Source organism: Meridianimarinicoccus roseus, from assembly GCF_003172915.1.
Classification (GTDB): domain Bacteria; phylum Pseudomonadota; class Alphaproteobacteria; order Rhodobacterales; family Rhodobacteraceae; genus Meridianimarinicoccus; species Meridianimarinicoccus roseus.
This window is the reverse complement of the sequence record NZ_QGKU01000032.1, coordinates 174,900-200,263: the sequence shown is the minus strand read 5'-3', so window position 1 is coordinate 200,263 and position 25,364 is coordinate 174,900. Positions and strand designations below refer to the sequence as shown.

The window sequence follows — 25,364 nt, the reverse complement described above, 5'->3', positions numbered from 1 at the left end:
GCGAACCACTGAAACCGCTTGAGCGTTCCGCCGCGCCGCGCCATAGCGGCGAAATGCTGGCCACATCGCTTCTGTCCCTTGCGCTTGGAAGCCTGGGCGCGCTTGCCGCTGCCCTTGCGGGGTTTCCCGCGCCGTTCCTGACCGGCCCGGCCGCCGTCGTGTCGCTGGCCGGCATCGCCGGGTTGCAATGTGCGGTGCCGACCCTTCTGCGAAATGCCTGCTTCATCGTCATCGGCCTTGGTCTCGGCACCTCGGTCAGCCCCGAGATCCTCGCCGATGCCCTGAAATGGCCGGCCAGCCTTCTGGGAATGGCGGGCAGCGTCTCGGTCATCATGATCTTCGGCGCATGGCTGTTGCGGCGCGGCTTCGCCTGCGACGGGCGCACGGCGGTCCTGGGCTCCGCGCCGGGGCACCTGAGCTTCGTTCTGGGTCTCAGCCTTGAGACTGGCGCGAACACCGCCTTTATCTCGGTCGTGCAATCGCTGCGGGTGCTGTTCCTGACGCTGGTGACGCCCGCAGCGATCGCGCTTGCCACCGATGCCGATCTGTCGGCCCGCCCAGCGCCCACCGCACTCCTGAGCCTGCCGCATCTCGCCCTGCTGGCCACGCTGGCCGTCGCGGCCGGGTTCGCACTTGGGCGCCTGCGCGCGCCCGCCGCCTTCCTGCTGGGCGGCATGGCGGTGTCCGTGATCGGCCATGGCAGCGGCCTGACACCGGGCGGGATGCCCCTGCGGCTGACCGACGCCGCGATGGTCTGCATGGGGACGCTGATCGGCACGCGCTTCACCGGCGTGCGGCTGGCACAGATCCGGCAGGCCGCGCTGGCCGCCTTCGTACTGACCGGCGGCAGCATCGCGCTGGTGGTGCTGACCGCACTCGCCGTGGTGTCGCTGGTCGATCTGCCGCTGACCGACGTGGTGCTGGCGCTGGCCCCCGGTGGGCTCGAGACAATGATCGCGATGTCCGCCGCCGTGGGCGCGGACCCAGCCTTCGTCGGATTCCACCACGTCGCGCGCATGTTCCTGCTATCGGCGCTGATTCCCGCCGCGATGGCCCATGCAAGCCGGGCCGACCGGACATGACCCGACTTGTCGGCCTGCGCGCGACACCCCATAGTCGCCCCATGCCGTCTGACCTGCGCATCGACATCCCCCTGCACGGCGAGGCGGCCACGACCGCGCTGGCCGCGGCGCTGGCCCCGCTTCTGCGCCCCGGCGACGTGATCGCCCTGTCGGGCGAGATCGGCGCAGGCAAGAGCCATTTCGCCCGCGCGCTGATCCGCGCCCGCCTGCCGGAATCGGATCGCGCACTCGACATCCCGTCGCCAACCTTCACGTTGGTGCAGACCTATGACGCGAGCGGGCTGGAGATCTGGCACAGTGACCTCTATCGTTTGACGCATGCCGACGAGGTGCTGGAACTGGGACTCGACGAAGCGTTTGGCACTGCCCTGTGCCTGATCGAATGGCCCGACCGGCTGGGTGCCGACCTGCCCGCCACGGCTTTGCACCTGCTTCTGTCGCCCGGAGCGACGGATCAGGACCGTGTAGCATCCCTGCGCGCGCACGGCGGCGACTGGTCGGCACGGATCGGCCCGGCGCTTTCGCTGGCCGCGCGCGACGCTGTCCGGTGCACGCCTTGACCGCCGATGCAGACACATCGCGGCGCGCCTTCCTCGGCGCGGCGGGCTGGGGCGCGGCCACGTCCGTGCCGCTTGCCGGGGACGCCTCCGCGCGGCGTTATGAACGGCTGACTAATCCGGACGGGCGGCGCGCCGTCCTGATGATCGCTCCGCCCGCGCCCGACGACAGCACCGGGCGTTTCTGCATCGTGGCTGCGCACCTTGCGGGGCTGGGCCTGTCGGTGCCAACGATCCACGCCGCCGCGCCGGAGGACGGTCTGGCGCTGATGGAAGACCTGGGCGATGCCGTCTTCGCCCGCGAGATAACACGCGACGCCACTTGCGAGGCGCCACTCTATACCGCCGCGATCGATATGCTGGCCGAGCTGCACCGGCACCCCGCGCCTACCGACCTAGCAGCGCCGGACGCGGCGCAGATGGCGGCGATGATCGCCCCGGCGGCGGACTGGTATGCCGGGCGAGGCCGCGCGCGCCCCGACCTCGCCCGCGCCTTCGCGAGCGCGCTGGCCGGGCCGCTGGAGGCGGCACTGGACGGTCCACGCGTTCTGGCGCACCGGGACTTTCACGCCGAAAACCTGATCTGGCTGCCGCAGCGCCGCGGTGTGGCGCAGGTCGGCCTACTGGATTTCCAGGATGCGTTCGCAGGCCCCCCCGCTTACGACCTCGTATCGCTTCTGGAAGACGCTCGGCGCGATCTTGCGCCCGGACTGGCCGAGGCGATGCGCGAACGCTATTCCGAGGCAACCGGCACACCGCCCGAGGCGCTGGCCCGAGACCTTTCAGTGCTGGGCGCACAGCGCAACCTGCGCATCCTTGGCATCTTCGCGCGCCTGTGCCTGCACTTCGGCAAGCCGCGCTATGTGGACCTGATCCCGAGAGTACGCGCCCATCTCGACACCGACCTCGCGCATCCCGACCTTGCCGCGCTACGTGCGCTGACGGACGCGCACCTGCCCGCGCCGACACCCGACCTGCTGGAGGAGCTCAAGTCCAGATGCCTCAAGATCCCGACGCCCTGATGCTGTTCGCCGCCGGGTTCGGAACCCGCATGGGCGCCCTGACCCAGGACCGGCCCAAGCCGCTGATACCGGTGGCAGGGCGCCCGTTGATCGAGCACGCCTTGGCGATCGCTGACGCGGCGGGCATCGCGCGGCGGGTGGTCAACGCCCACTATCTGGCCGACCAACTGGCCGCTTATCTCGACGGGCGCGGCGTGGCTATTTCGCACGAACAGCCGGACATTCTCGATACCGGGGGCGGGCTGCGCGCCGCGCTGCCGCTGTTGGGCGACGGGCCAGTCTTCACCATGAACACCGATGCGGTCTGGACCGGGCCGAATCCGCTGACCGCACTCTACAAGGCGTGGCGCGGCGACCGGATGCAGGCACTGCTGATGCTGGTGCCGGCGGACCGCGCCGCCGGTCATGACGGACCGGGCGATTTCGCGCTGGCCCCGGACGGCCGGATCACGCGCGGCGTGGGCTACGTCTATACCGGGGCGCAGATCGTCGATCCGTCCGGTCTGGCACTGATCCGGCAGACCGCCTTCTCGCTCAATCGGCTATGGGACCGGATCGCCGCCGACGGCGGGCTTTATGGCACAGTGCATGTGGGCGGCTGGTGCGACGTGGGCCATCCCGGCGGTATCGCCGAGGCCGAGGCGATGCTGACCCATCCGCCCGCTCTGCTGAAATGACCGCCGCGGCCCCGGTCGACCTGCGCGGCCTTTACGCTGTTCCGCCGGGCGTGGATTTCCCGCGCGCACTGGTGGACGGCCTTCTGGCGCGCTTCGACGGCACCCCGCCCGAAGCGCTGGCCCGCGCAACTGTCTATGTCAACACGCGGCGAATGGAACGCCGCATCACCGAGCTGTTCGCCGAAGGCCCGCCGCGCCTTTTGCCACGGCTGCGGCTGATCACCGATATCGGCCAGGAAAGTGCAGCTGCCCTGCCACCGCCGGTGCCGGGTCTGCGGCGCCGCCTGCAGCTGGCCCGACTGATCGAAGCACTGATCGCGGCGGAGCCGGACCTCGCGCCCCGCGATGCCGCGTTCGACCTGGCCACAAGCCTCGCCGCACTGATGGACGAGATGCAGGGTGAAGGCGTCATCCACGAGGACATCGCCGCGCTGGACGTGACCGACCTGTCAGGCCACTGGGCACGGAGCCAGAAGTTCCTTGCCCTGATCGGTCAGACGGTGGCGCCCGACCCGTCGGCACCCACCGACACAGAGGCGCGCCAGCGCCGGATGGTGGAACTTCTGGCAGACCGCTGGGCCGATGCCCCTCCGACCGATCCGGTGATCGTCGCAGGCTCCACCGGCTCGCGCGGTGCGACGGCGCTGTTCATGCGCGCGGTGGCCGGGCTGCCGTGCGGGGCAGTGGTCCTGCCGGGCGTCGACGCCCACATGCCGCCCGACATCTGGGCGCGGCTGGTCGCTGATCCGCCGCAGGAGGACCACCCGCAATACCGCTTCGCCGCTCTGGCCCGCGCGCTGGGTCAAAACCCTGCAACCTTGCGCGAATGGGCGCCCGTGTCCGCGCCCAGCCCGGCGCGCAACGCGCTCGTGTCGCTGGCGCTGCGCCCGGCGCCGGTCACCGACGGCTGGCGCCGCGATGGGCCGTCGCTGGGGGATCTGACGGCGGCGACGGCGGGCCTGTCGCTGATCGAGGCGCCCGACCCGAGGTTCGAGGCGATGGCAATCGCGCTGCGCCTGCGCGCCGCACTGGAGGACGGCCAGACCGCAGCGCTGATCACCCCTGACCGAATGCTGACCCGCCGCGTCGCGGCCACGCTCGACCGCTGGGGAATCGAACCCGACGACAGCGCGGGCGAGCCACTACGCCAGACCGCCGCGGGGCGGCTGGTGCGGCATGTGGCGGACCTCTTCGGGCAGCGTCTGACCGGGGCGGCGCTGATCGTGCTGCTGAAGCACCCGATGGTACACGCGGGCAGCGGCCGCAACCAGCACCTGAAATGGGCGCGCGACCTTGAACGCCGCCTGCGTCGGCAGGGCCCGCCCTTTCCGGACGCCGCTGCGCTGGCGGACTGGGCCCGTGGCGCGCGTGGCAGTGCGCCCGGTGCGCCCGACCCGGTCCCGTGGGCCGAATGGGTTGCTGCCACCTGCCTGGGTCATGAATGGATCGGTGTGGCACCCCTTGCCGATCTGACAGAAACGCTGATGACCACCGTGGAAGCGCTGGCGATCGGCGCCGACGGCGATCACGCAACGCTCAAGGTCTGGGCGGACCCGGACGGACGCGCAGCGCACAAGGCGCTGTCCGACCTTCTGGCCGAAGCCGACCATGGCGCCCCGATGGCGCCGCCCGCCTTCCGGGCGGTGCTGGAAAGCATCATGGGCGGCGAGGTGCGCGAGCCCGTGACGCCCGATCCACGGGTGATGATCTGGGGCACGCTGGAGGCGCGGGTACAGGGCGCTGATCTGGTAATCCTCGGCAGCCTGAACGACGGCAGCTGGCCCGAGATGCCCAGCCCGGACCCGTGGCTGAATCGCAGGATGCGCCGGGATGCCGGGCTGCTGCTGCCGGAACGCCGGATAGGCCTGTCGGCGCATGATTTCCAGCAAGCCATCGCGGCGCCCGAGGTGGTGCTGTCCCGCGCGCGGCGCGACGGCGAGGCGGAAACCGTCGCCTCGCGCTGGCTGAACCGTCTGGTCAACCTGATGGACGGGCTGCCCGACCAAAGCGGGCCCGCCGCGCTGGCCGAGATGCGGGCGCGGGGAGCGCGCTGGACGGCGCTGGCGCAGGCGATGGATCGGCCCGCCGCAACGCTGCCGCCCGCGCCCCGCCCTTCGCCGGTACCGCCTGTGGCACACCGCCCGCGCGCATTGCCGGTAACGGACGTGGAAAGACTAATCCGCGACCCCTACGAGGTCTATGCCAAGCGCATCCTGCGCCTGCGCCCGCTTGATCCGCTGCACCGCGACCCCGATGCGCGCGACCGGGGCCGCGTTCTTCACCTTGTGATGGAGCGGTTCGTGCCGGACTTCGCAACGCTTCTTCCGGCCGAACGCGAAGAACGGCTGATGCAGCTTGCGCAGGAGGTTCTGGAGACGGAGGTGCCGTGGCCCGCGGCGCGCCGGATGTGGCTGGCTCGGATCGCGCGCATCGCCGAACCGTTCCTTGCGGACGAAGAGGCGCGCCATGCGCTTGGCCACCCGATGACCGGGGAACAAAAAGGCACGCTCGATATTCCCGCGCCGAAATTCACCCTGACCGCCAAGGCCGACCGCGTGGATATGACGGCGGACGGGGCATATCTGCTGTACGATTACAAGACCGGCAGCCCACCCACCGCACCGCAGCAGAAGCAGTTCGCCAAACAGCTTCTTCTGGAAGCGGTGATCGCAGAACAGGCCGGTTTCGGCGACGCCGGTCCTGCCCCGGTCCTGCGCGCGGAATACATCGGGCTGGGCGCGACGCCGAAGGTCGTGGCCGCGCCCCTGGCCGACGCGCCGCCCGCCGACGTGCTGGCCGAATTCCTCGAACTGGTCCGGCGCTACGACGATCCGGACACCGGCTATACCGCCCAATCCGCCCCCGAAACGGACTCCTTCGACGGCGACTACCTGCACCTCGCCCGCGCCGGTGAATGGGACCTGAGCGACACACCCGGACGCGAGAAGGTCGGCCATTGACCACGACGGCATCCCCTGCCCGTCCCGCGACCGACGAGGCTACCCGACGGCAGATCGCGGCCGCGCGCCCGGACCTGTCCACCTGGCTGGGCGCCAACGCCGGATCGGGCAAGACCCGCGTTCTGACCGACCGCGTAGCGCGGCTTCTGCTGGCAGGAACCCCGCCGCAGAACATCCTGTGCCTGACCTACACCAAGGCCGCGGCTTCCGAGATGCAGAACCGGCTGTTCCAGCGGCTGGGCGAATGGGCAATGAAGCCCGATGCCGATCTGCGCGCGGCGCTTGGGCATCTTGGCGTGGCCGGCACGCTGGATGGCGCGGCGCTGGACGGTGCGCGACGCCTGTTCGCGCAGGCGATCGAAACACCGGGCGGACTGAAGATCCAGACCATTCACGCCTTCTGCGCCGCACTTCTGCGCCAGTTCCCGCTGGAGGCCGGTGTATCGCCCAACTTCACCGAACTCGATGATCGCAGCGCCGATGCGCTGGCCGCCGAAGTTCTGGAAGACCTTGCCGACGGGCCGGGCGCCGCCGCCCTAGACCGGGTCGCACGGCACCTGTCGGACGATGGGCGCCTTGGCGGGCTGATCGCGTCTCTGCTCGGGCACCGCGCCGCTTTCACGCCAGCGCGCGATTTGCCCGACCTGTTGGCAGCTCATGGCCTGCGCACCGATTTCGACGAAGCGGCCCTTGTGGACACCGTGTTCGACGGGTCCGAGCGCGCATTGCTGGAAACGATGATCCCGGTCCTTCAGGCCAAGGGTGGTCTTGACGGAAAGGCCGCCGAAAAGCTGGCCCCGCTGCTGGCCGGCACGCTTGAAACGGGCGCCGCCCTGCGCGTTCTGGAAGGCGTTCTGCTGACCGGAAAGGAAGCCAAGGCCGGCGCATTCGTGGCCAAGACCGACAGCTTTCCCACGAAACCGAGCCGTACCAAGCTGGGCGAGACGGTCACGGATGCGCTCGATGCGCTGATGGAGCGAGTGCAGGACGCCCGGCCCCTGCGGCTTGGCCTTGCCTCCGCACAGCGCAGTGCCGCGCTTCATGCATTCGCCGCCGTTTTCCTGCCCGCCATCGCCGCCCGCAAATCGGCGCGCGGACTTCTTGATTTCGACGACCTGATCCTCCGCGCGCGGGATCTTCTGTCGCGGCGGGCGGCGGCAGATTGGGTCCTGTTCAAGCTCGACGGGCGGATCGACCATATCCTCGTGGACGAGGCGCAGGACACCAGCCCGGAACAGTGGGACGTGATACGCCTTCTGGCGCAGGAACTGACCTCGGGTGCAGGAGCGCGGGAAGGCGTGACGCGCACGATTTTCGTGGTCGGCGACAAGAAGCAATCGATATATTCCTTTCAAGGCGCAGACCCGGCCGCCTTCGACCGTTTGCGCGGGCATTTCGATGCGGCGCTACGTGATGTCGGCTCCAGCCTGCAGAACGCGGTGTTGGAACACTCCTTCCGTTCGTCCGCCGCAATCCTCCAGGCGGTGGACCGCACCTTTGCCCTACCCGACATCGGCGACGCGATCGGCGGCACGCCCAGCCACATCGCCTTCAAGGACGCGCTGCCCGGGCGGGTCGATCTGTGGGGCTGGGTCGAGCCGGATCCGAACAAGCCGGAAGCGCCCGACTGGTTCGATCCCGTGGACAAGATCAGCCCCGAGGCGCCGGACGCCGTTCTTGCCCGCGCCATCGCCGCCGAGTTGCGCCGCCTTATCGACGCCGGCGAAACCGTGCCGGACGGCAAGGGCGGGCGCGAGCCCCTGCACGAGGGCCATGTACTGATCCTCGTGCGCCGCCGCAGCGTGCTGTTCCGCGAGATCATACGCGCTTGCAAGGCCGAGGGGCTGGACATCGCCGGGGCCGACCGGCTGCGCCTGACGCGCGACATGGCGGTGCGCGACCTGATGGCGCTGCTGGGCTTTCTCGCATTGCCCGAGGACGACCTGTCGCTGGCCTGCGCCCTTCGCTCACCACTGCTGGGCTGGTCGGAGGACGGGCTCTACCGCCTCGCCCAGCCGAGGCCCGGAACGCTGTGGCAGGCGTTGCGTGCGGCGGCACCCGGCAGCGACACCTACGAGATGCTGATGGATCTCGGCGACAAGGCGGACTACTTGCGCCCGTTCGATCTGCTGGAACGCATCCTGATCCGCCACAAGGGCCGAGAGAAGCTGGTCGCGCGACTCGGTCCCGACTGCGAAGAGGCGATCGACGCCCTGTTGGGCGAGGCGCTGAACTATGAACGCGCGAACGTTCCCAGCCTGACCGGGTTCCTCGAATGGATGCGCGGCGACAGCGTGGATGTGAAGCGCCAGGCCGAAGGCGCGGGACGACGACTGCGTGTGATGACCGTACACGGTGCCAAGGGACTCGAGGCGCCACTGGTGATCCTGCCCGATTGCGGCGTTCTCAACGCGCCCAAGCCGCCCGACATCATGCTGGACCCGGATAGCGGCCTGCCGCTCTGGACCCCGAACGCACCCGACACGCCGGAGGCGCTGGCGAAGGCGCGCGAGGCCAGCATCGCCCGGCAGGAAGAGGAGCGGCTTCGCCTGCTCTACGTCGCGATGACCCGCGCCGAAAGCTGGCTGTGGGTCTGCGCCTCGGGCAAGCCGGACAAGCATGGAACAAGCTGGCACGCGCGGGTCGAAGCGGGGCTGACCGGGCTTGGCGCAGCAGCGCTGGATACGCCCACCGGGGCGGGCCTGCGCTGGCAGCATGCGGACTGGGCCGCACTTCCGCTCCGGGGCACGGCACCGGCGCCGCTGTCCGCGCCGATCCTGCCCGCGTGGGCAGGAGACGCCATACCGCCGCGCCCGGCCAAGGCCGCAACCACGATCACTCCGACGGCACTTGGCGGCGCCAAGGCGCTGCCCGGAGAGGCGGGCCTGTCCGAGGACGACGCTAAGGAGCGCGGCACCCGCCTTCACCGGCTGCTGGAACACCTTCCTGCCTTCCCCGAAGCGAGCTGGACCGCGCTGGCACCCGGCATCCTCGGGCTGGCGGATGGCCCGGCCGAGGAGGCCATGATCGCCGACCTGCTGTCCGAAGCGACCGCCGTTCTGACCGCGCCCGCGCTGCGCCCGCTTTTCGCGCCGGGCGCACTGACCGAAGTCGGCCTGGTCAGCCCCCTGCCGGGCCTGCTGCCGCCGCCCCATGACCGCCTTGCCGGGGTCGTGGACAGGCTGATCGTCACCGGGGATCACGTCCTCGCCATCGATTACAAGTCCAACGCAAGGGTGCCCGCGGGACCCGAAGATGTGCCCGAGGGGATCTTGCGGCAGATGGGAGCCTATTGCGCCGCACTGGAGGCGATCTATCCCGGCGCGCGCGTCGAAACCGCGCTGCTTTGGACCCGCTCCGCTGCACTTATGCCACTGCCCCGTACTCTCGTCATGGCCGCCTTGCAACGCGCCGTCGCGGAGGGGCCCAACCTTGACGCTCGCCGGTCGGGTCCATAGTTTCACCCAACAGGATTTTGGCCAGGAGGCTCCCCATGGCGACGCAAGCCGTTACCGACGATACGTTCGATACCGAAGTGAAACAGTCCGATATCCCCGTCGTGGTGGATTTCTGGGCGGAATGGTGCGGCCCATGCAAGCAGATCGGCCCGGCGCTTGAAGAGCTTTCGGACGAAATGGAAGGCCGCGTGAAGATCGTTAAGGTCAACGTGGACGAAAACATGAAAACGGCGCAGGAACTGCACATCCGCGGCATCCCGGCCTTGTTCATGTTCAAGAACGGGCAGGTCGTGTCGAACAAGACAGGCGCAGCCCCGAAAGCCGCGCTGCAAAGCTGGATCGAAGATTCGATCTGACCCGGTCGCCGCCCTCGTGGGCGGCCGCCTGCAGAACACGCCCCGCGCCATCGGCGCGGGGTTTTTGCGTTTACGGGCCAGAAAAGCCATCGTGAATATACCAAAGGGCAGCGGCGTGTCGAACTTTGTCTATGTCAGGCATCCGATGCGCGTCTTGGGTGCGACGTGAGTCAGGCGTATGGTGCACTCCGACACGCATTGATTGAACGGAGAAACCGATGAGACGCCTGACTACACTTGTGAGCGCAGCAGCCCTTATCTTGAGCCTGGGCGGCATGGTACATGCCAACGGTTCTTTTCCCGACCCGACGGGCGCCGTGCTGCTGACGATCACTGACCCGGATGCGGGTGAGAAGATCGCGCTGGACCGGGCGGGGCTGGAGTCCCTGCCGCGTCGCAGCTTCGAGACGACGACGATCTGGACAGAGGGTGTCAAGACGTTCGAAGGTGTACCGCTGTCAGCGATCCTGAACCGGATGGGCATTTCCGAAGGCAAAGTGCGACTGACCGCCGTGAACGACTACAGCGTCGAGATCCCGGTCGAAGAGGTGCTCCAGAACGATCCGCTCATCGCCGATCTTGTGGATGGCCAGGAAATGTCGCTGCGGGACAAGGGGCCGCTCTGGCTTGTGTACCCCTATGATTCCGACACCCGCTATCAGAACGAGACTTTCTTCGCGCGCAGCATCTGGCAGCTGAACCGCCTCGAAGCACACAAGTAAATCGCGGCGAAGGACCAATCGGCCATGCTCACACCACACCGCACCGAGACCAGGCGCTTGACCTGGCTGCGCCCGGCGCTTTTTGGGCTGGCCGTACTGATCCTCATCGGCCTGATCGGCCTTCTGGCCATGGACCTTGCCCGCAAGCTGGACAAGCTGGACAGGGCCACGTCGGACAATGTCGAATGGCAACTCTCGCAGATGGAGGTCGAGTACCTCGGCCTCGTAGATGTGCTGGAGAACACCCGCACCGCAGCCGACCTGCCGGAGTTACGCCGCAACTTTGACATTTTCTACAGCCGGATCAGCACGTTCCGCGAGGGTATGATGTTCGACGGCCTTCGCCAGGCCCCCGGCTTTTCCGTGACGCTCGACAAGCTCGCCGGAACCCTCGATCACTTTGTGCCCGCGATAGACGGCCCGGACAGCGCCCTTCTGGCCGCGCTTCCGGAGATCCGTGCAGAGTTTCGCAGCCACCGGCCGACGATCCGTCAAACGGCCCTGAACGGAATGGTCTATTTTGCGGAACGGTCGGATGAGACACGCAACAGCATCGCGGCCACGCTGGAACGTGTGTCCGCCGTCACAGCCGGGCTGATCGCGGCTCTGGTCGGGCTGGTCTTCGTCCTTTGGCACTTCTACCGGCGCGCACAGTTCCATTCCCGCGAAGCGGAATCGAGCGGCGCACGAATGACCGCCGTGGTGGAAACGGCTCCGGACGGGGTGATCATCGCCGACCTGGGCGGGGTCATCCGCGACTTCAACGACGCGGCGCAGCGGATCTTCGGCTATGACCGTAGCGAGGTGATCGGTCGCCCGATGGCCGAGACCATTGTACCGCAGGATGCACGCGCCGCCCACGAGGCCGGGATGAAGCGCTTTGTCGAGACCGGCGAAGCCCGCATTGTCGGGCGCGGCCCGGTTACCGTGACCGCCCGCCGCAAGAACGGTGAGGAATTTCCTCTCGAACTGTCGCTGTCCACGAGCCACGACGCCGAGGGCGGGGCCATCGTGATCTCCTTTGTGCGTGATATCACGCACCGCGTTGCGGCCGAACAGGAATTGCGCGTGGCACGCGACACGGCACTTGCCGGCCAGCGGGCCAAGGACCGGTTGCTGACCGTCATGAGCCACGAGATGCGCACGCCGCTGAACGGAATGCTCGCGACGCTGGAACTTCTTGAGGAAACCGGCCTGAACGACCGACAGCGCCGCTATGCGTCCATCATCGGCCATTCGGGCGAGACCCTTCTGAGCCACGTGAACGACGTGCTCGACATCTCTCGCATCGATTCCGGGGCCGAAACGCAGACCGCCTCAACACAGATCATGGACTTCGGCGCCATCGTCCGCGACATCGTCGATGAACAGAGTGCGCTGGCACAGCGCAATGGCAGCCGCGTTCTGGCCGACTTGCCGAAAGCGACGACCGTCAGGGGCGATCCGGCAGCACTGCGCCGCATCTTTGCAAACCTGGTCGGCAACGCAGTGAAATTCACCCAGAACGGACGCATCGAAGTGTCCGCCGACAGGCTGGGGTCTTCGGACATGGTGGAATTCCGCATCAAGGATACCGGTCTCGGCATCGCGCCCGAGGACTGTGCGCGCATCTTCGACGATTTCGTGTCGCTTGATGCGTCTTACGGGCGGTCCACTTCCGGGACCGGGCTCGGCCTAGGAATCGTGCAGCGGCTGGTGCGCAAACTGGGCGGTGAGATCACGCTCGACAGCAAACTGGGCGAGGGAAGCCTGTTCCGGGTGCGGCTTCCGTTGCCGTCCGCGGCAGAGCCCGCCGCCGCCCGCGTGGCACCCGCCGCACCCGCGACGCCGCCCGTGCGGATCGTCACATCCGAACCGCTCCGCATACTCGTGGTCGAGGACAACGAGATCAATCGCCTCGTGGTGCGCGAGATGCTTGAAACGATCGGCCATTCCGTGACGGAAGCGGTGGATGGCATCGACGGCGTACAGGCAGCCGCGGCACGTCGATATGATCTGGTGCTGATGGATATCAGCATGCCGCGTCTGGACGGGGTTGAGGCCACGCGCCGGATCCGATCCGGCGGCGGCGCATCCTGCAGCGCGCCGATCGTCGCGCTGACTGCCAACGCCCTGCCCCACGAGGCCGCGAATTTCCGTGCTGCGGGCATGAACGACACCGTTACCAAGCCAATCTCGCGCAAGTCGCTGCAACGCGCCTTGGACCTTGCGACGGGGCGCGGCGGCGCACCTGCTGCGCATCGCCCCAAGGACGGGTCCGGCCCTGTGAACCTTGCACAACTTGACGAACTACGCGGCGAAATCGGCCAGGCCCGACTTGAGCAGATGTTCGGACTTTTTCGCAGCGAAGCGGACGCGACTGTCGCCTGGCTTTCCGATGCACCGGCACACGGCGTCCCGGCCGCGGAAGCGCTGGCGGCTGTGCACAAGCTGGCAGGGTCGGCTGCCGTCTTCGGCGCGCGCAGCCTGCACGCCCATCTGTCGGAACTCGATAACATGGCCAAGCTGGGTCAGCTCGATCAGGCCTGCGCCCGGCTGCCGGAGATTTCACCCATCTGGGCGGACACCGTCGCCGCCTATGAATGCATCGACTCGCTCGCCCCGCGAAGGGCGGCCCGGATCGCGGCGAGCGGCTAAAAAGCACACTCCTGCCATCTATCTGAGTTTATCAGGAAATTTAGATTGCAGTCGCTGGCTTTCGGCAACTACTGTGACACCACCCCGGTAGTCCGGTCTGGAGACAGCGCATGAACGTACTCATTGCAGACGATCACGATCTGGTCCGCGACACGCTTGCGGCGTTTTTGAGCGCCGAGGGCGAGATTGCCGTGGAAACGGTGGAAGACCTTGACGCCGCTTGCCGCCGGATGGAGGAGACCGGAGGTTTCGACCTGGTTCTGCTGGACTACACGATGCCCGGCATGCACGGGCTGGAAGGTCTGCGTCGCGCTCTGGACCTGAACGGTGGAAATCCGGTCGCCATCATGTCCGGCACCGCGCCCCGGACCATCGCGCAAGACGCGCTGGATGCCGGCGCTGTCGGCTTCCTGCCCAAGACCCTGCCCGCCAAATCGCTTGTCAATGCCGTAAGATTCATGGCGGCGGGTGAAACCTATGTCCCGGTGAAGTTCATGACCACCGAGGAGGACGAAGATATCAACCCGATCGCCGAGAAACTGTCCTCCCGCGAGATGCAGGTTCTGGGCGGTCTGTGCCGCGGCCTTGCCAACAAGGAAATCGCCCGCGAACTGGAACTTCAGGAAGTAACCATCAAGCTGCACGTCAAGACTCTGTGCAACAAGCTGGAAGCGAAGAACCGGACCCATGCCGCGATGATCGCGAAGGAAGCCGGCCTGTTCTAGGACCGGGCCGGTTGCCGCAGCGCGCGCGCGCCGCCATATAGGCCCCAAAAGAAGCGGAGGCCCCATGGCAGAAAAGACATTCCCCGGCTGGCACGGAACCACCATCATCGCGGTGCGTCGCGCCGGAAAGGTTGTCGTAGCGGGCGACGGTCAGGTGAGCCTTGGCCAGACCGTCATCAAGGGCAGCGCACGCAAGGTACGCCGTCTCAGCCCCGGCGGAGCCGAGGTCGTGGCGGGCTTCGCGGGCTCCACCGCCGATGCTTTCACTCTTCTCGAAAGACTCGAGGCAAAGCTGGAGGCGACGCCGGGCCAGCTGGCTCGTGCCAGCGTGGAACTGGCTAAGGACTGGCGCACCGACAAGTACTTGCAGAAGCTGGAGGCGATGTTGATCGTGACCGACGGACGCGACCTGTTCGTCATCACCGGCGCAGGCGATGTGCTGGAGCCTGAACACGATGTCGCCGCCATCGGCTCGGGGGGGAATTTCGCGCTGGCCGCAGCGCGTGGGCTGATGTCGAATACCGATATCGGCGCCGAGCAGATCGCCCGCGAAGCGATGGCCATTGCGGCGGATATCTGCGTCTACACCAACGGCAACCTGACCGTGGAAAGCATCGACGCCTAAGGCGCGTAGCGCGCCAGCGGGCCGGCGCTGCGTAGTCCGACGCCGATCAGCAGCGACGTAGCAAGGAAGTAGATCGCAATCACCGGCATCTGCCGGTCGAAGCCGATGCCCGCGTCGATCACCCAGCCTGTGGCCACCGGCCCCAGCGCGGTGCCCAGCACCATCACGGCCGTCGCCAGCGCGCGGATCGCGCCAAGGTGCCGGGTGCCGAAGTAATCCGCCCAGAACGCTGTGGGCAGGGTCGTCCCGACACCATGCCCGAGCCCCAGCAGCGCCATCGCCGCACCCCCCCAGAGCAGTCCGTCCGACAGACCCATCAGAACGAAAGCGGCAATCAGCGGCATCTGATAGAGTTGCATCAAGCGGCCGGTGCCAAACCGGTCGATCAGAAGGCCGGACCCGATCATTCCAGCGATCGTCGCCACCGTGTAGACCGGGAAAAGCGATACGAATTGAATGTGTTGCCAGCCTTTCTCGCCCGACAGGTGGACCTGGTGGAAGAACGTTGCAGTGATGAAGGCGGCCGGTCCGATGACCAGCGGTACGGCGCACCAGAACAGCGGGTGGCGCACGACCTGTGCGCGGGTCCAGTGCCGACCTTCCATGCCGGGGGATTGTTCGTGGTCGCCCATGCTTTGCGGCGTGCGTTCGCGTTGCAGCAGAAGTGCCAACGCGGGGATCGCCATCAGCGCGAGGCCGGCGGCCACGACCCACAGAAGCCGCCAGTCCACCACGCCCAGAAGACTGACAAAGGTGATGGGAAGAACAGACTCGCCAAGCGCAAAGCCGATCGTGGCCACGGCCAGTGCCTTGCCGCGATTGGCGACGAACCAGCGCGCCATCGCCACAGACGACAGATGCGAGGACATGCCCTGCCCGAAGAACCGCAGCGCGAAGATCACCGGCACCAGCATCCAGACGGCGCTGACCGCTGACATCGAAAGGCAGGCACCGGCGAGACAGGTCAGGATCACGGCGCCTAGGGCGCGCACGCGAAACCTGTCGGTGACACCGCCGACGAAGATCATCAGGCCCGCCGACAGGAGCGTTCCGGCGCCGTAAATGCTGCCCCACTGGCCGTGGGTCAGCCCGAACGTTTCCATGATCTCGCCCGCGAACAGCGAGATGAAATAGGTCTGTCCATAGCTCGACGAGAAAGCGAGCAGCAGCCCCGCCGTCAGCCACGGGGCATTTTCGCGCAGAAACGCGGGCGAGAAGGCAATCATGCAGAGACTCGTTCAGGGGGTTGGCAGCGTTGCTTCGAGCCTTAGGTCACTGCGCTTCAGGGTGCAATGTACCCTGCCGCGTATCGCGGACCCGAATAATTGAGAGAGGAGAGAAGAATGGACATCGTCGTATTGCTCCCCGCCCTTGCACTGGTGACACTCACAGCCGTGTGCATTTTCGCGCTGCTAAGCAAGGCAAAGGTTGAACAGAGAAGAAAGGACCCGTCTGTGCCGAAATCGACGCTGGCAAAGGACGCTCCGAACCGCAGCAAAAAGACCGCATGATAAGGGCTGTCAGCCCAAACCCGAAAAGGCGATGGTGGGCCGGGCAGATGTCGGCGCCGCCACCGTCCCTGCCCAAACGCACCGCCCGGTCATGTGTCGTTCGTTCACTCTGTTCTGGACGCTCTCAAAGGACATAGCGGCTGATGTCCGTCGATTTCACCAGATCGCCAAGATGCTTGTCCACGAAGGCAGCGTCGACCGTCACGGTTTCGCCGGCCCGGTCTGGCGCGGTGTAACTGAGATCCTCGAACACCCGTTCGAGCACGGTATACAGCCGCCGCGCACCGATATTCTCGACGCTGCGGTTTACCTCGGCAGCGATGCCGGCCAAAGCGGTGATCCCGTCTTCGGTGAAACTGACCGTCACTTCTTCGGTGGCCATCAAAGCAGTATACTGCCGCGTCAGCGCATTGTCGGTTTCGGTCAAGATGCGCACAAAGTCTTCTTCGGTCAGTGCGCGCAGTTCAACCCGGATGGGCAGTCGGCCCTGTAATTCCGGCAGCAGGTCCGATGGCTTGGCGATGTGGAACGCGCCGGACGCAATGAACAGGATGTGGTCGGTTTTGACCGGCCCATGCTTCGTGCTGACGGTCGTGCCTTCGATCAGGGGCAGCAAGTCACGCTGCACGCCTTCGCGGCTCACGTCGCCCCCCCGCGCCTCGGCCCGGGCGCAGACCTTGTCGATCTCGTCCAGGAACACGATGCCACTTTCCTGAACAGCATCAAGTGCGGTGCGCGTCACCGCCTCGTCGTCGAGCAGTTTGTCCGCTTCTTCAGCCACGAGCACTTCGTAGCTGTCGGCGACGGTCATCCGCTTCTTCACCTTACGTCCGCCGAACGCCTTTCCGAACAGATCGCCGAGATTCATCATGCCCATGCCCGGCTGACCGGGAATGTCCATCTGGGGCAGGGGGCTGGAACTGTCCGTCACCTCGATATCAATCTCGTGGCCATCCAGTTCACCGGCGCGCAACTTTTCGCGAAACCGCTCCCGCGTTCCTTCGCGGGCATCAGCCCCGGCGATCGCTTCGATGACCCGGGTTTCGGCGTTGGCTTCGGCGCGGGCCTTTACGTCCTCGCGCATGTAGTCGCGGGTGTCGGCAATGGCGACATCGACCAGATCACGCACGATCTGCTCAACGTCCCGCCCGACATAGCCGACTTCCGTGAACTTGGTCGCTTCCACCTTGACGAAGGGAGCACGGGCCAGCCGTGCGAGGCGGCGGCTGATCTCGGTCTTGCCGACGCCGGTGGGCCCGATCATCAGGATGTTCTTGGGATAGACCTCGTTGCGCAGATCGTCACCCAACTGCTTGCGCCGCCAGCGATTGCGCAGCGCGACGGCGACCGCGCGCTTTGCATCCGCCTGGCCAATGATGAACCGGTCGAGTTCGGAAACGATTTCGCGCGGGGTCAGCGTTGTCATGGGTCTCTTTCCTGTGGCCCGACGAACCTAAGCATGGAGGGCAAAGTTGCAACGGTCGCCTAGCGCGGTTTGCGCAGATACACGTAGTAGGCGCCGTCGCCGCCGTGCCGGTAATGGGCAGGAGTGATCTGCAATACGATCTGCGAAAGGGGTGGAGTGTGCAGCCAATGCGGCACCTGGTGGCGCAAAACGCCCCGCCGGAGCGGCATCACGCCGCCATCGTCCCGATCTTTGCCCTTTCCAGTGATCACGAGAACCAGCCGCTTGCGGTCCACGTGGGCGGCGGTCAGGAACCTTACAAGCACCGGATGGGCCTGTGCCAACGTCATGCCGTGCAGGTCAATTCGCCCTTCGGGCCGTAGTTTCCCGGCCTTCAGGCGCTGGTGGGTGCGTCCGTCCACCCGCGGCGGCGCTGCGCGCAAGGCGGCGGAAATGTCGGGCTGCAGATCATGGCGCGGCGGCGGTGTCTTGCTGCGGCTGCCGATACGGAAACTCTGCGGAGACTGCGGTTCGCGGGACGGCGCAGCCGACGTTGATGGCGGTGAGGGATGCGGCGCTTGATGGGCCGTCGTGCCTCCCATCAGCGCCCCTTTGGAGAGAGACCCGCGCGCCAGCGGTGTCACCGTTTCGGTGGCGCGGGTCCAGAGGTCAATATCTTCGGGCGATTGCCCCGGCTTGTGGCGTCTGCGCGACATGACAGGCTGGGGCGCCGCGCATCAATCGCCCGTGGCGACCAGTTGCCAGTTGGGATCATCCGCGTTCATGTCGCGGGCAAATGTCCAGGTGTCGCGCTGGCGCACGATGTCCTGCGGGTTACCTTCCACGATCTCGCCAGCGGGGTTGCGAACCACGGATGTCATTTCGCCGACGAAGCGAACGGTCAATTCGGCCTCGCGCGTATCTTCGTCGAATACGGCCTGAAGCAACTTGAGTTCACGGATGCCGACAAAGGTCGCGTCAATGGACAGGCCCTGACGCTCGCGTTCGGCCACCGCCTCACCGAAGCTGTCGAGCACGTCCGGCGCGATGAAGCCTTCCACATCCGACAGATCGCCCTTCTTGAATCCCATCAGGATCATCTCGTAAGCGCCGCGCGCCCCTTGAAGAAAGCCCGTCACGTTGAAATCAGGGTCGGCCCGCTTCATTGCCGCGAGCGCGGACGCCGCCGGGCTTTCGGCGGGTACGTTGTCGATGATATCGTGGTCTGGTCCGCCCTCGATGACCTCGAACTCGGGCCGGTTGTCGCCGCGCGGGTCGGTCTTGGCAGATTGGGGAACCGCGGGTTTTTCAAACCCTTCGCGTGTGCCCAGCACGCTTTTCAGGCGCAAGATCAAGAAGATTGCGACACCGGCAAGCACAAGAAGCTGGATCACGGCAGAGCTCATTTCGGCCTCATGGGGGGTTGGGATGGCGTATTGGTCGTGTCTCTCCTATGTAGGTGACACCGGGGCGCAAGTCCACCGGACAGAACCAAGACACTTGCGAGGTTTTCATGTGGCTTCTTGCAGCCTTCATCGGCATCCCTCTGATCGAGATCGGGCTTTTCATTCAGGTCGGTGGACTGATCGGCCTGTGGCCGACGCTGCTGATCGTCGTCGTCACGGCGATTATCGGGACCGCGATGGTTCGCTCGCAGGGTATCGCGGCACTTGCCAACATCCAGGGTGCGCTTGACAGGTTCGACAACCCGGCAGAACCACTGGCCCACGGGGCGATGATACTTGTGTCGGGCGTTCTGCTGCTGACACCCGGTTTCTTCACGGACGCGCTTGGTTTCGCGCTGCTGGTGCCTGCGGTCCGGGAACGTGTCTTTGCCGCATTGCGCCGCCGGATCACAGTTCAGCAGGCGCGCGCGGGCGGTGCCGACGGGACACAGCAGCACCGGCACGGCTATGCGCGCGACCGCTCGGCACCCGGCGGCGGACCGGGCGTGATCGACGGTGAATTCCACGAAATCGACCCGGACAGCCTGCCGCCACGTCGCACCGACACGCCCTCGGGCTGGACCCGCGGCGAGGGGTAACTTGTGAGCGGGGGGGTGATCTGCTAGCAGGTTCGCGACCTCTTTTATGATGGAGCATTCCGATGGCCGACACCCCGAACGGCGCAACCCCGCAACAGCCCGCACAGGTAAAGATGCAGGTGCTGGCGCAATATATCCGCGATCTGTCCTTCGAGAACATCGTCGCGCAGAAAGGCACCGGCGGCGACGTGAAGCCCGATGTTCAGGTTCAGGTAGGCCTGGACGCCAAGAAGCGCACGGCGGAAAACCAGTACGAAGTCCTGAGCAAGTACAACATCACGTCCAAGAACAAGGAAACCGGCGACGTCCTGTTCGCGATGGAAGTGGAATATGGCGGGGTGTTCCTGATCGAGGGCGTGCCGGAACAGCAACTTCATCCCTTCCTGATGATCGAATGCCCGCGCATGCTGTTTCCCTTCGTGCGCCGCATCGTTTCGGACATGACGCGCGACGGCGGCTTCCCGGCGCTGAACCTCGACACGGTGGACTTCATGACGATCTACCGCAACGAGATCGAACGCCGCCAGCGCGAATCCAGCGCGGCGCAGCCGACCAACGCCTGACAACGCGCCGGGTGCGGGCGGTCAATCGTCCGCGCCGGGGTATCGGTGCCAGAGCGCCCCGTCCCCAAGCGACCCGACAAAGGCCGCATGTGCGGCCTTTTCCTGTTCAGTTAGTCGCGGCTCCAGCGGCGCGGGTCGGGGCCGGGGCCTCCAGCGCGGAGCCTCGGAATTGGCCGCGCCTTCGCCGTGCCTTTCACCGCCGGTCAGTACCAGGCCAGGCTGCCGCCCGCCGATAAGCTCCAGATACACTTCAGCCAGGATTTCACTGTCCAGAAGCGCGCCGTGCTTTTCGCGCGCGGAGTTATCGATACCGAAGCGTCGGCACAGCGCATCGAGCGAAGCCGGTGAGCCGGGAAACCGTTTTCGCGCGATCGCCAGCGTGTCCAGCGCTTGTGACATCGGGATTGCGGGCATGTTCAGCCAGCCCAGTTCCGCGTTGATGAATTTCATGTCGAAGCTGGCGTTATGGATCACCAGCGTGGCGTCGGCGCAAAAGGCGATGAAGTCAGCTGCGACTTCGCGAAATCGCGGCTTGTCCGCAAGGAACTCGGCGCTGATGCCATGGACGTCGAACGCTTCCTGCGGCATGTCGCGGTCTGGGTTGATATATTGGTGATAGGTCCGCCCGGTCGGCATGTGATTGACAAGTTCCACCGCACCGATTTCGACCAGCCGATGCCCATCGAACGGATCGAGTCCGGTTGTTTCAGTGTCGAGTACCAGTTCACGCATGTCCGGCCCTTATGGTCTTCACGATCCGGCTAACGGCGATCTGTGCCGAAGCCATGTCGTCGGTTTCGATGACAAAGTCCGACCTTGCCCGTTTGTCGGCATCCGGCAGTTGCTTTGCAAGAAGGCTTTCGAACTGTTCCTCTGTCATGCCGGGGCGGGCAAGGACGCGGGCGCGCTGTGTCTCGGGTGGAGCCGTGACGACGGCAACGGCGTCGAAGCCGCGTTCCGAACCGCCTTCGAACAGTAGGGGGATGTCGAACACGGCAATGTCGGCGTCTGTCGCGGCAAGGAAATCAGCCCGGTCCGCTGCAACCAGCGGATGAACCACTGCTTCAATACGCGACAGCGCGGCCGGATCGTTGCGGATCCACACTTTCAGCACATCACGGGACACCGCCCCGTCAACGATCGCCGCCGGGTGGAGCGCAGCAATGGCCGAAACGGCTGCACCGCGTGGCCCGTAGAGCCGATGAACAGCCGCATCCGCATCCCAGACCGCGCAGCCCGCCTCCGCGAACATGCGCGCTGTCGTGGACTTTCCCATGCCGATGGAGCCGGTCAATCCCAGCCGGAACGGCCGAGTCATGGTGCAAGAAGCCGCGCGCGGGTGGCATCTGTGATCTGGGGGCGCGCGCCAAACCAAGCTTCGAACCCGGGAATGGCTTGATGAATCAGCATTCCCAGCCCGTCAACCGTTCGAAAGCCCGCGGCACAAGCCGTCTTGAGAAATGGTGTTTCGAGCGGAGTATAAACGATGTCGGTGGCCAAGGCGTCGCTTGCAGCCTGTTCCAACGGAATGTCGAACGGTGGCTGCCCCGCCATCCCCAGCGAAGTAGTGTTTACCAGCGTCGCTGCGCCTTCCGCGGCCTGCGCCGCATCCTTCCAATCGATCACGCGCACCACTCCGCCGAAAAGGTCCGCCAGCGCGTCGGCTCGGGCGCGTGTCCTGTTGGTCAGCCGGATTTCAGTCGCACCATCGGCAATCAGCGCTTCAAGAACCGCCCGCGCAGCACCGCCCCCGCCGAAAACGGCCGCCGGCCCAGATGCAGCGGACCAGCCGGGACAGCCCGAACGAAGATTCTCGACGAAACCCACACCGTCGGTGCAATCGGCCAGAAAACCGCCTTCGGGCAGGAAGGTAAGGGTATTCGCGGCCCCTATCCGCGCGGCACGGTCAGTCGCCCGTTTGGCCAGCCGTAACGCGGCTTCCTTCAAGGGTAGGGTGACATTCACACCCTTGAAACCCGCCTTCGGGAGCGCCGCCAGGACCGTCGCGAGATCGTCCGGGTTGACGTCCATCGGAATATAGTGGCCCCGAAGGCCCAGATCAGTCAGCCAACCACCATGCAATCGCGGCGACTTGCTATGTGCGATCGGGTGCCCGATGACACCGGCCAGTGGTACTGTCTTGCTCATCCCGGAATATCCCCCCGCAGCGTGAGGTACGACAGCAGTTCCAGCAGTGGAAGGCCGAGCACGGTAAAATAGTCACCTTCGATCCGACTGAACAGCCGCGCGCCTTCCTGCTCCAACTTGTAGCCGCCGACAGAATGGCGAATGCTGTCCCAGTTCCGAACCAGGTAATCGTCGAGATATGCTTCGCCGATCGTCCGCATGGTGAGCCGGACGATACCGACGTGTCGCCAAACCGGCTTGGCGTCGCAGTAAAGGACCGCGGCGGACAAAAGCGTGTGCCGGTCACCGCTCAAGCGGCGGATCTGTGCACGAGCTTCGTCCAGATCGATCGGTTTCCCAAATACTTCGCCTTTGAACGCAAGAACCTGATCACAGCCCAGAACCAGGCGCTCGGGGTGCCTTTCCCCGATCTTCCGGGCCTTCGCCTCTGCCAGGGCGTCGGCAATGTCGCGCGGCGGTGCACCTTCCGCACAAAGCGACGCCCGAATTGCCGCCTCATCGACCCGAGCGGGGATCGCTTCCACGGAAACACCCGCGTTGAGAAGCATCTGCCTTCGGATTTCGGACGCCGATGCAAGGACGAGAGGAAGAGTCATGGGGATAACCTTGTGTGCGACTCATGGGGTGGTGCGCGGGCAAGATGTGCAGGACTTGGGCAAAACGCGAGGACCGCGAAAACCGTCCCACTTCTTCGGTCAGAATGGGGCGACGATCAACAGGTGCACAACATCTTTGGTGCGCTGTGGATAAAACAGTTTGCAACCCGTTCTCCCCAAAGTTATCCACAGGCTTTACATGAAGTTCGAAAATTATCTATCTGATATCATTTAATTTAATTGATGCATAGTTCAAGCGCTGGTGTCTCACCCGACTGAAATCCACATGGGATGACTCTGTGAGCAGACCGGTAATCCACATAGTCCACCGCTCTACTGTCATCATCATCTTTTCTTTCATTCTTCTATATTGTTAGTTGGTCGGGCCATCCGGAGCGCCTCATGTTTGATCTTCTTTCCCCTTACTATCCATGGATCCTGTCGTTTCACGTCATGGCGGTAATTGCCTGGATGGCGGGCCTGTTCTATCTGCCGCGGCTGTTCGTCTATCATGTCGAGCGGGTTGATGTAGGAAGCGATACCGACAGTCTGTTCCAGACGATGGAACTCAAGCTGTACCGGCTGATCATGAACCCGTCGATGATTGCAGCTTACGTCTTCGGTTTGCTTATGGTGGTGACACCTGGCATCGTCGACTGGGCCTCGGTGTGGCCCTACACCAAGCTTGTCGGTATTGCGGGGATGACCTGGTTCCACCATTGGTGCGGTCGTCGCCGGAAGGAATTCACGAGCGGATCAAACACTCGGTCTGGTCGCGACTACCGGTTGATGAACGAAGTTCCGACCCTTCTGATGGTGCTTATCGTCATTTCCGTTATCGTGAAGCCGTTTTGATGGACTGAAACCTCTGCGAGGGGTCTGATTGACTCGGCAGCGGAAACAGCTTATCGCGATATCGCGGGCGTCCGTCCGTGTTCTCTCTCCCCATTTTCCGAAGGCCCGCGTGAAACTGCGCGGTGAAGGCTGATCCATGAACATCGCTGTGTCCCAAGAGCGTCTCAACCTGTCCGACCTGAAGGCGAAAAGCCCCAAGGATCTCCTCGCCATGGCCGAGGAGCTCGACATCGAGAACGCATCGACCATGCGCAAGGGCGAGATGATGTTCCAGATCCTGCGCGAACGCGCGGACGAGGGTTGGGAAATTTCGGGCGATGGCGTTCTTGAAGTCCTTCAGGACGGGTTCGGTTTCCTGAGGTCACCGGAAGCGAACTATTTGCCCGGTCCGGACGACATTTACGTGTCGCCCGATATGATCCGGCAGTTTTCCATGCGGACGGGTGACACCATCGAGGGAGTGATCCAGGCGCCCCGCGACACGGAACGGTATTTCTGCCTGACCCGCGTGTCCAAGATCAATTTCGAAGACCCGGAGCGTGCGCGCCACAAGATCAACTTCGATAACCTGACGCCGCTTTATCCGAACGAGCGTCTGAAGCTGGAAATCGAGGATCCGACGATCAAGGACAAGACGGCGCGTGTTATCGATCTTGTCGCGCCCATCGGCAAGGGTCAGCGGTCGCTGATCGTGGCCCCGCCGCGTACCGGCAAGACGGTTATCCTCCAGAACATCGCGGCGTCGATCGAGCGGAACCACCCGGAATGCTACCTGATCGTTCTGCTGATCGATGAGCGCCCCGAGGAAGTCACCGACATGCAGCGTTCCGTGAAGGGGGAGGTCGTCAGCTCCACCTTCGACGAACCCGCTTCGCGGCATGTCGGCGTGTCCGAGATGGTGATCGAGAAGGCAAAGCGGCTTGTGGAACACAAGCGCGATGTGGTGATCCTGCTGGATAGCATTACGCGCCTTGGCCGCGCCTACAACACGACGGTTCCAAGTTCCGGCAAGGTGCTGACCGGCGGTGTCGATGCCAATGCCCTGCAGCGGCCCAAGCGTTTCTTCGGTGCCGCGCGGAACATTGAAGAGGGGGGATCGCTGACCATCATCGCGACCGCGCTGATCGATACGGGCAGCCGCATGGATGAAGTGATCTTCGAGGAGTTCAAAGGCACCGGTAACTCCGAACTCGTTCTGGACCGCAAGATTGCCGACAAACGGGTCTATCCGGCCATCGACATCATGAAGTCGGGAACCCGCAAGGAAGATCTGCTGATTGACAAGATGAACCTGCAGAAAACGTTCATTTTGCGGCGTATTCTGAACCCGATGGGCACTACCGATGCCATCGAGTTCCTCCTGTCCAAGTTGAAGCAAACCAAGACGAATTCGGAATTCTTTGACTCAATGAATACTTGAT

The 25,364-nt window shown here is 65.1% G+C and carries 24 protein-coding genes; 16 read left to right on the top strand and 8 right to left on the bottom strand.

Going from position 1 to position 25,364, the window contains the following annotated elements; all coding sequences use genetic code 11:
* The first annotated feature begins 53 nt into the window (after positions 1 to 53).
* The 11 genes from DKT77_RS10070 (at position 54) to hslV (ending at position 14,821) form a co-directional block, all read left to right on the top strand.
* The gene (locus tag DKT77_RS10070) at positions 54 to 1,082 is read left to right on the top strand and encodes an AbrB family transcriptional regulator (protein ID WP_109811567.1); all 1,029 of its coding nucleotides are present in this window, start codon (positions 54 to 56) and stop codon (positions 1,080 to 1,082) included.
* Positions 1,079 to 1,642: a tRNA (adenosine(37)-N6)-threonylcarbamoyltransferase complex ATPase subunit type 1 TsaE gene (gene tsaE / locus DKT77_RS10065; protein ID WP_420798311.1), complete on the top strand. Its 564-nt coding sequence runs from the start codon at positions 1,079 to 1,081 to the stop codon at positions 1,640 to 1,642. Before DKT77_RS10070 ends, tsaE begins: the two co-directional genes overlap by 4 nt.
* Entirely contained in the window at positions 1,630 to 2,661 is a 1,032-nt protein-coding gene (locus tag DKT77_RS10060; protein ID WP_109811566.1) for an aminoglycoside phosphotransferase family protein, read from the top strand. Before tsaE ends, DKT77_RS10060 begins: the two co-directional genes overlap by 13 nt.
* The gene (locus DKT77_RS10055) at positions 2,637 to 3,338 is read left to right on the top strand and encodes a nucleotidyltransferase family protein (protein WP_109811565.1); all 702 of its coding nucleotides are present in this window, start codon (positions 2,637 to 2,639) and stop codon (positions 3,336 to 3,338) included. Before DKT77_RS10060 ends, DKT77_RS10055 begins: the two co-directional genes overlap by 25 nt.
* On the top strand, positions 3,335 to 6,298 hold the full coding sequence (gene addB, locus DKT77_RS10050) for a double-strand break repair protein AddB (protein WP_109811564.1): 2,964 nt from the start codon (positions 3,335 to 3,337) through the stop codon (positions 6,296 to 6,298). The genes DKT77_RS10055 and addB overlap by 4 nt, the downstream gene beginning before the upstream one ends.
* A complete protein-coding gene (gene addA / locus DKT77_RS10045; RefSeq protein WP_109811563.1) occupies positions 6,253 to 9,756 on the top strand; it encodes a double-strand break repair helicase AddA in 3,504 nt (1,167 codons plus the stop codon). Before addB ends, addA begins: the two co-directional genes overlap by 46 nt.
* Positions 9,757 to 9,791: 35 nt before the next feature.
* On the top strand, positions 9,792 to 10,112 hold the full coding sequence (gene trxA / locus DKT77_RS10040; protein WP_109811562.1) for a thioredoxin: 321 nt from the start codon (positions 9,792 to 9,794) through the stop codon (positions 10,110 to 10,112).
* 218 nt (positions 10,113 to 10,330) lie between these two features.
* Positions 10,331 to 10,834, top strand: coding sequence for a putative pterin-binding protein (locus DKT77_RS10035; protein ID WP_109811561.1), 504 nt, complete (start codon positions 10,331 to 10,333; stop codon positions 10,832 to 10,834).
* Between the two features lie 24 nt (positions 10,835 to 10,858).
* Entirely contained in the window at positions 10,859 to 13,471 is a 2,613-nt protein-coding gene (locus tag DKT77_RS10030; RefSeq protein ID WP_109811560.1) for an ATP-binding protein, read from the top strand.
* Between the two features lie 110 nt (positions 13,472 to 13,581).
* Entirely contained in the window at positions 13,582 to 14,196 is a 615-nt protein-coding gene (locus DKT77_RS10025; protein ID WP_109811559.1) for a response regulator transcription factor, read from the top strand.
* A 64-nt stretch (positions 14,197 to 14,260) separates the two neighbouring features.
* Positions 14,261 to 14,821 carry an ATP-dependent protease subunit HslV gene (gene hslV, locus DKT77_RS10020; RefSeq protein WP_109811558.1) on the top strand — a complete coding sequence of 187 codons (561 nt, stop codon included), beginning with the start codon at positions 14,261 to 14,263 and terminating at the stop codon, positions 14,819 to 14,821.
* Here the strand turns inward: hslV and DKT77_RS10015 are convergent.
* The gene (locus DKT77_RS10015) at positions 14,818 to 16,047 is read right to left on the bottom strand and encodes an MFS transporter (protein WP_109811557.1); all 1,230 of its coding nucleotides are present in this window, start codon (positions 16,045 to 16,047) and stop codon (positions 14,818 to 14,820) included. The two genes, hslV and DKT77_RS10015, sit on opposite strands and share 4 nt — an antisense overlap.
* A 117-nt stretch (positions 16,048 to 16,164) precedes the next feature.
* On the opposite strand from DKT77_RS10015, the gene DKT77_RS20960 reads away from it, so the two are divergent.
* Positions 16,165 to 16,332, top strand: coding sequence for a hypothetical protein (locus DKT77_RS20960; protein ID WP_238547784.1), 168 nt, complete (start codon positions 16,165 to 16,167; stop codon positions 16,330 to 16,332).
* Positions 16,333 to 16,456: 124 nt separating this feature from the next.
* Here DKT77_RS20960 and hslU read toward each other — a convergent pair whose 3' ends face one another.
* The 3 genes from hslU to DKT77_RS10000 form a co-directional block, all read right to left on the bottom strand.
* On the bottom strand, positions 16,457 to 17,758 hold the full coding sequence (gene hslU / locus DKT77_RS10010; RefSeq protein ID WP_109811556.1) for an ATP-dependent protease ATPase subunit HslU: 1,302 nt from the start codon (positions 17,756 to 17,758) through the stop codon (positions 16,457 to 16,459).
* A 59-nt stretch (positions 17,759 to 17,817) separates the two neighbouring features.
* Positions 17,818 to 18,381: a Smr/MutS family protein gene (locus DKT77_RS10005; RefSeq protein WP_338016076.1), complete on the bottom strand. Its 564-nt coding sequence runs from the start codon at positions 18,379 to 18,381 to the stop codon at positions 17,818 to 17,820.
* Between the two features lie 93 nt (positions 18,382 to 18,474).
* Positions 18,475 to 19,143: a Tim44/TimA family putative adaptor protein gene (locus DKT77_RS10000; protein WP_109811554.1), complete on the bottom strand. Its 669-nt coding sequence runs from the start codon at positions 19,141 to 19,143 to the stop codon at positions 18,475 to 18,477.
* 107 nt (positions 19,144 to 19,250) lie between these two features.
* Here DKT77_RS10000 and DKT77_RS09995 point away from each other — a divergent pair, with 107 nt between their 5' ends.
* On the top strand, positions 19,251 to 19,781 hold the full coding sequence (locus tag DKT77_RS09995; RefSeq protein ID WP_109811553.1) for an FxsA family protein: 531 nt from the start codon (positions 19,251 to 19,253) through the stop codon (positions 19,779 to 19,781).
* Positions 19,782 to 19,843: 62 nt separating this feature from the next.
* Entirely contained in the window at positions 19,844 to 20,344 is a 501-nt protein-coding gene (gene secB, locus DKT77_RS09990) for a protein-export chaperone SecB (protein WP_109811552.1), read from the top strand.
* A gap of 21 nt (positions 20,345 to 20,365) precedes the next feature.
* On the opposite strand, the gene dnaQ is transcribed toward secB, so the two are convergent.
* Genes dnaQ through DKT77_RS09970 form a run of 4 tightly spaced genes read right to left on the bottom strand, consistent with a single transcriptional unit; the run spans position 20,366 to position 23,088 of the window.
* The gene (gene dnaQ / locus DKT77_RS09985; RefSeq protein WP_109811551.1) at positions 20,366 to 21,076 is read right to left on the bottom strand and encodes a DNA polymerase III subunit epsilon; all 711 of its coding nucleotides are present in this window, start codon (positions 21,074 to 21,076) and stop codon (positions 20,366 to 20,368) included.
* Positions 21,069 to 21,662, bottom strand: a complete 594-nt coding sequence (coaE, locus tag DKT77_RS09980; protein ID WP_109811550.1) for a dephospho-CoA kinase — start codon at positions 21,660 to 21,662, stop codon at positions 21,069 to 21,071. The genes dnaQ and coaE overlap by 8 nt, the downstream gene beginning before the upstream one ends.
* Positions 21,659 to 22,492 (bottom strand): shikimate dehydrogenase, encoded by an 834-nt coding sequence (locus DKT77_RS09975; protein WP_109811549.1) that lies wholly within the window; start codon positions 22,490 to 22,492, stop codon positions 21,659 to 21,661. The genes coaE and DKT77_RS09975 overlap by 4 nt, the downstream gene beginning before the upstream one ends.
* Entirely contained in the window at positions 22,489 to 23,088 is a 600-nt protein-coding gene (locus tag DKT77_RS09970) for a Maf family protein (RefSeq protein ID WP_109811548.1), read from the bottom strand. Before DKT77_RS09970 ends, DKT77_RS09975 begins: the two co-directional genes overlap by 4 nt.
* Before the next feature lie 402 nt (positions 23,089 to 23,490).
* Here DKT77_RS09970 and hemJ point away from each other — a divergent pair, with 402 nt between their 5' ends.
* Both hemJ and rho read left to right on the top strand, forming a co-directional pair.
* The gene (gene hemJ, locus DKT77_RS09965) at positions 23,491 to 23,943 is read left to right on the top strand and encodes a protoporphyrinogen oxidase HemJ (protein ID WP_109811547.1); all 453 of its coding nucleotides are present in this window, start codon (positions 23,491 to 23,493) and stop codon (positions 23,941 to 23,943) included.
* A 136-nt stretch (positions 23,944 to 24,079) separates the two neighbouring features.
* Positions 24,080 to 25,363 carry a transcription termination factor Rho gene (rho, locus tag DKT77_RS09960; protein WP_420798310.1) on the top strand — a complete coding sequence of 428 codons (1,284 nt, stop codon included), beginning with the start codon at positions 24,080 to 24,082 and terminating at the stop codon, positions 25,361 to 25,363.
* Position 25,364 lies beyond the last annotated feature (1 nt).

Excerpts from the sequence above, each read along its gene's own strand:
- DKT77_RS09995 (WP_109811553.1), top strand. The coding sequence starts at position 19,251 with ATGTGGCTTCTTGCAGCCTTCATCGGCATCCCTCTGATCGAGATCGGG.
- DKT77_RS10015 (WP_109811557.1), bottom strand. The coding sequence starts at position 16,047 with ATGATTGCCTTCTCGCCCGCGTTTCTGCGCGAAAATGCCCCGTGGCTG.
- addB (WP_109811564.1), top strand. The coding sequence starts at position 3,335 with ATGACCGCCGCGGCCCCGGTCGACCTGCGCGGCCTTTACGCTGTTCCG.
- DKT77_RS10070 (WP_109811567.1), top strand. The coding sequence starts at position 54 with ATGCTGGCCACATCGCTTCTGTCCCTTGCGCTTGGAAGCCTGGGCGCG.
- DKT77_RS10055 (WP_109811565.1), top strand. The coding sequence starts at position 2,637 with ATGCCTCAAGATCCCGACGCCCTGATGCTGTTCGCCGCCGGGTTCGGA.
- addA (WP_109811563.1), top strand. The coding sequence starts at position 6,253 with ATGGGACCTGAGCGACACACCCGGACGCGAGAAGGTCGGCCATTGACC.
- tsaE (WP_420798311.1), top strand. The coding sequence starts at position 1,079 with ATGACCCGACTTGTCGGCCTGCGCGCGACACCCCATAGTCGCCCCATG.
- DKT77_RS10035 (WP_109811561.1), top strand. The coding sequence starts at position 10,331 with ATGAGACGCCTGACTACACTTGTGAGCGCAGCAGCCCTTATCTTGAGC.
- DKT77_RS09975 (WP_109811549.1), bottom strand. The coding sequence starts at position 22,492 with ATGAGCAAGACAGTACCACTGGCCGGTGTCATCGGGCACCCGATCGCA.
- hslU (WP_109811556.1), bottom strand. The coding sequence starts at position 17,758 with ATGACAACGCTGACCCCGCGCGAAATCGTTTCCGAACTCGACCGGTTC.
- dnaQ (WP_109811551.1), bottom strand. The coding sequence starts at position 21,076 with ATGCGTGAACTGGTACTCGACACTGAAACAACCGGACTCGATCCGTTC.
- DKT77_RS10025 (WP_109811559.1), top strand. The coding sequence starts at position 13,582 with ATGAACGTACTCATTGCAGACGATCACGATCTGGTCCGCGACACGCTT.
- hslV (WP_109811558.1), top strand. The coding sequence starts at position 14,261 with ATGGCAGAAAAGACATTCCCCGGCTGGCACGGAACCACCATCATCGCG.
- DKT77_RS09970 (WP_109811548.1), bottom strand. The coding sequence starts at position 23,088 with ATGACTCTTCCTCTCGTCCTTGCATCGGCGTCCGAAATCCGAAGGCAG.
- coaE (WP_109811550.1), bottom strand. The coding sequence starts at position 21,662 with ATGACTCGGCCGTTCCGGCTGGGATTGACCGGCTCCATCGGCATGGGA.
- secB (WP_109811552.1), top strand. The coding sequence starts at position 19,844 with ATGGCCGACACCCCGAACGGCGCAACCCCGCAACAGCCCGCACAGGTA.
- trxA (WP_109811562.1), top strand. The coding sequence starts at position 9,792 with ATGGCGACGCAAGCCGTTACCGACGATACGTTCGATACCGAAGTGAAA.
- hemJ (WP_109811547.1), top strand. The coding sequence starts at position 23,491 with ATGTTTGATCTTCTTTCCCCTTACTATCCATGGATCCTGTCGTTTCAC.
- DKT77_RS10030 (WP_109811560.1), top strand. The coding sequence starts at position 10,859 with ATGCTCACACCACACCGCACCGAGACCAGGCGCTTGACCTGGCTGCGC.
- DKT77_RS20960 (WP_238547784.1), top strand. The coding sequence starts at position 16,165 with ATGGACATCGTCGTATTGCTCCCCGCCCTTGCACTGGTGACACTCACA.
- rho (WP_420798310.1), top strand. The coding sequence starts at position 24,080 with ATGAACATCGCTGTGTCCCAAGAGCGTCTCAACCTGTCCGACCTGAAG.
- DKT77_RS10000 (WP_109811554.1), bottom strand. The coding sequence starts at position 19,143 with ATGAGCTCTGCCGTGATCCAGCTTCTTGTGCTTGCCGGTGTCGCAATC.